Origin of the sequence: Bartonella sp. AA81SXKL, from assembly GCF_042196945.1 — a bacterium.
Classification (GTDB): Bacteria; Pseudomonadota; Alphaproteobacteria; order Rhizobiales; family Rhizobiaceae; genus Bartonella.
On the sequence record NZ_JBHIRH010000139.1, the window covers coordinates 1 to 612 of the forward strand.

General features: G+C 36.3%; 1 pseudogene. It reads left to right on the forward strand.

The annotated features are described in order from the left end of the window. Positions 1 to 612, forward strand: a pseudogene (locus ACFINZ_RS10130) (TonB-dependent heme/hemoglobin receptor family protein); the annotation flags it as partial.

The window sequence follows — 612 nt, forward strand, 5'->3', positions numbered from 1 at the left end:
TGCTTTACGTACCCTTAATCCTGAGGACCTTATTACTGAAAACAAGAATTGGGGTAGTCTTATAAAAGGTGGTTATCATTCTGTTGATAACAGTTGGCATATAGATCAAGCTATTGCATTGCGGAATAAGCAAACATTCGTGCTTTTTCAAGGATCTCATGTGGAAGGGCATGAACGTAAGAATATGGGAACTGTAGAAGGCTATGAAGAGCGTACACGTAAAAACCCTGCTCAGTTTGACAAAAATAATTTGCTTTTTAAAATTCATCAATATTTCAATGGCAATCACCGTTTTGGTTTAACCGCAGAACGTTTTAATTACAATATCAATACGCATTCATTGAATGCATCTACAAGGTATGCTCCAGGTTCTGTTTATGATCAGGATAACAAGCGTCGTGAGCGTTTTTCTTTGTCTTATAATTATAATGGCAATGAAGACGCACTTTTTGATGCATTTTCTGGGCAGCTTTATTGGCAAAAACAAATCAGTCGTCATATCATGAATGGATTTCGTGTTAAAGCGCCTGAAGGGGATTATTTAAGAGATAATTTCTTACGTGATACCAGTTACGGTTTCAATACTCATGCTCTCAAAAAAATGAATATTGG